The 3685-nt window shown below is 40.2% G+C and carries 2 protein-coding genes; both read left to right on the forward strand.

Annotated elements, in window-relative coordinates; translation table 11 throughout:
- Window positions 1-494 precede the first annotated feature (494 nt).
- Window positions 495-680: a hypothetical protein gene (locus H3S94_RS11715; protein WP_198241173.1), complete on the forward strand. Its 186-nt coding sequence runs from the start codon at window positions 495-497 to the stop codon at window positions 678-680.
- Between the two features lie 2035 nt (window positions 681-2715).
- A partial coding sequence (locus H3S94_RS11720) for a hypothetical protein (RefSeq protein WP_198241174.1) occupies window positions 2716-3685 on the forward strand: 970 nt, incomplete at its 3' end.

Below are 3685 nucleotides of genomic sequence, written 5' to 3' on the forward strand. Positions count from 1 at the left end.
CGATATAGCTTTTACATTTGTCATTGCCTTGTTCAAAACGCGGCAAATATCAGTTTTGATATGTGGTTTTGTCTCATATTGTGGAGTGTATTGCCGATCAAAGCGGCTTTTCACGGTTCGGCACTGTTTTTGTCAGATTGCTCATCTTCCGACAAGTTTTAAAACGATCTACTTTGTCGGCCGGTCGTAATAGAAGCCGGTATCGGCCGGCCTTTATAAAAATGATGAGATAGCCTAAGCAGAAAAATAATAAATGGGTCTTGCCTAGTTTAGTGACAAAATTCGTCCTAAGGTTATGAGCAGATATTAAGAATAAGTATTGTATCTGTAGTCACATTTCAGAGCAGAAAATTTGCGATTTTGTCCGCTGTTTTGCGATCGATTTAACAGCCCTACAAACAGCAGAGTTGACAGGGCTTAATCGTAATGCCGTTGACCGTTTTCATCATAGTCTGCATCAAAGAATATATGCTGCCAGTGAAGCTGAGCGACCAATGTTCGGGGTTGTCGCAATTGATGAAAGTCTGTTCGGATCAGGCCGTGTAAAAGGTAAACGTAATCGCGGTGCTTATGGTAAAACAACTATTTTTGGCTTTTTGAACGCGATCGACAGTTTTATACAGAAGTTGTTCCTGATTGCCCGAAAGCCACGTTACAAGGCATTATATGCAGAAGAATAGTATAGTATCCGTCATAAACTCCGATGGATGGCGCGGATATAACGGGCTGGTCGATCTCGGATATATTCATTTCTATTCACACCTGTTTTCCTTGGCTCTGTCACTCTTGTTGCTATCGCATTCGTTGTGAACAACATCGGGGCGGTCAAAAACTGGCCAAAATATTGGTGGTAGTTGCGCCTTATCTCTCGTTGAAAACTTCAAATAAATTAAGTTCGCAGCGCAAGAACCTGATTGCAGGAAATATTGAAGATATAACGCACTTCCTATTGCGAAAAAACATCAAACTTATTGTAGTCAATATTCGGAAGAGTTGTGGTTATTGAACAAGTGCCAAATACCGCAGCTTTCAGATCAGACATTTGATAACTGAAGGTGCAAATACGTTGGCAAAGATGTAAAATCGGCTTTTTCAGACTAACAAAGTCCTTTCAGGAACTTAAGGATGGATATTCAAAGGCCAAATTATTTATTCGTAACGCGGCTTCCTGCCGCGGCTTGCAGTTACAACACGTTATCCCGACAAGCAAAGTAACAATGACTGAAGCTGCCATTAGTTCATACACTTAGCAAAGTGAAAGAAATGATACGTAACTGTTGATCGAGCCAGTGATCGTATCATCAATCCAAGGCAGGAAGAGGCTACAATGCTTGAAGATTTGGAGTTTAGCGCCTGTCAGTCAGGACCGCATAGAAATCTGCGAATTTAGACATTTTGCAACAACTCTCGACTTGCGTCCGCATTATCCTTCATAGTTTCATGAGCAACAAGATCATCTGTTGGATGATAATACCCTATCCATTGGTCGGGTCCGCGCCTCGTTAATTCCGGTTTTGTTGTTGCTATAGCGCGCTTGCCCTTCGGCAGGGGGCAAAAAGCATAGAACAGGTGAAAAAATTCTTTTTTTCCGCCTATTGGAACGCAATGAAAAATTTACGCCTTATGAACTTCCGAATGTCTGTGTTGAAACGGTTCTATTTATTATATGCCAATCAATCAAATTTATGCTGTCAATCGAAACTTTTGTCTGTTGCGGCCGCTTTGCTGCTGACGTTTTTTCCGATGTCACCAAGTTTTATCATAAGCGCATCTTTTGTTAATAGCGTCACATTCTCTTTCCTGAATTGCGACAGAATATCGAACGGGCAGCAAGCCTGAAGTGTGCTGAACAATGGTGACTTTAACACGATCGCCGGCCGCGATATGACGAGAATATGTGTTGTTTAAATAAAAAAGAGGTTGTTGCCGGTAATACCGGTTGAATGCACAATGTTTTATTGAATAATGCACAATGTTTTATTGAATATTGTCAACGGGTTGTTCGTTTTAACGTTTATCGGAAATCTGCCACTTGCGTTATTTTGTATCTGACTGTTTTTAAATATCACCGGAAGCGAGAAAATAAAATTGATCCTCAATGTAGAACCGTGACCTTTTGCCATCGGAATTTTGCCAGGCTTGATATTTTGCCAGCTTGATATTTGCTATGAGCAGGGGCAAGCACTTTGACAGGTGTATCGTTTCAAATTAAATTCTACGCATCTTTTATTTTGGCGTACGGACTTTTTAAACGCGTTCGTGCGCTTATACGGCGCCTTGGCACGCTTCGACCGTATGCAGAAAAACTGTAATTTTCTGCAAAAGAGCAAAAGCGCAAATTAAAAAACATGGTTTTAAAATGGCTACACTGTAGCGCAATACAGCATAATAGAGCGAAAAGAATAATGGCTTAAGAGCTCATCAAAAACAGCTATAATCTGCCTTGAATTTCTTACCGCCATACCAGTCAAATGGATTAAAAATAAGAATAACAGACGTGATCGTTAAAAAAACAACTTATCCGCAAGAAAAATTTTGTAATTGACCTTTTTTAAATAGTTTTTCACGAAAAATGCTTTAATGTAGTTTTACAATTTATAATTGCGTGCACTATTGAATGAATTTAGTTTTACGTTTTACACGAGTTGTTTCATTCAATTTGAGAAAAAGTCGCCTGCGATAGACTTGCGAATGCGGTTTAGGAGAAAATGAAATATGATAAATAACTATGTGACAGTGAAAGTTTCGACTTTCACGTTGATGCTATGTTTATCCTTATCAACTTCGTCAAGTGCCTATGCAGAGGATATTGTTTACAATGGTACTTCGGAAGACGCTACCACTAAACTTCGTCGGGATCCAGCTTCATTGCGTTACTCTCTTTATCCTGCAAAATCGTCATCAAATAACACTATTACCGTATCAAATGATAATAATTTATCGTTTGATGAAAATGATGAAACTCCCTATGTTTCGCCTTATAATGTTATAGGTGGCTTAAATAGTCGTGGCGAAGCCAGCAATAATAAAGTTATTCTGAATGGCGGTAAAATTCAAAACCATGTTTATGGTGGGCGTGTAGACGGTACAGGCAATGCCGATAATAATTATATCCATGTAAAGGAAACTTACATGTTATTAGGTAATTTTTACGGCGGCATAACAATGAGCGGAACCGCAAATGGCAATCGTATTGTTTTAGAGTCCGGCAAGTTTGTTGCGCGGATACAAATTTATAGCGGATTTTCCATGGGATCGGGTGATGCCAATAACAACAGCATTATCATTCATAGTGCAGATATTGAAAATAGTGTGATTAATGCGGCATTTGCAGGGGATGGCAATGCGTGGGGCAATCATGTTAATATAGCAAGTAAAGGGTCTATAAAAACCAAAGTAGGCCAAGTTGTTAGCGGATACGTGTACCGATCGGGCGATTCTTTGGCAACAGCAACATCAGCCAAGGGCAATAGTGTTACCATTGAAGAAAACACCGAAGTTACCGGTGAGGTATACGGTGCTCACATTCAGTACGGCGTTGGCACTGCTGGTGGCACAAATGAAGATGATGGTAATAGGGTCACTATCACGGGCGCAACAGTCGGCGGTAGCATTTATGGCGGTGTGGCCAACGGTGCGGCGTTGAATAATGTAGTGACAATAACACAAAGCACTGTCAAAGATA

Origin of the sequence: Bartonella sp. B10834G3 (genome assembly GCF_016102505.1) — a bacterium.
Taxonomy (GTDB): Bacteria; Pseudomonadota; Alphaproteobacteria; order Rhizobiales; family Rhizobiaceae; genus Bartonella; species Bartonella choladocola.

Coding starts and splice junctions, on each gene's coding strand:
- H3S94_RS11715 (WP_198241173.1), top strand. CDS start 495: ATGTTCGGGGTTGTCGCAATTGATGAAAGTCTGTTCGGATCAGGCCGT.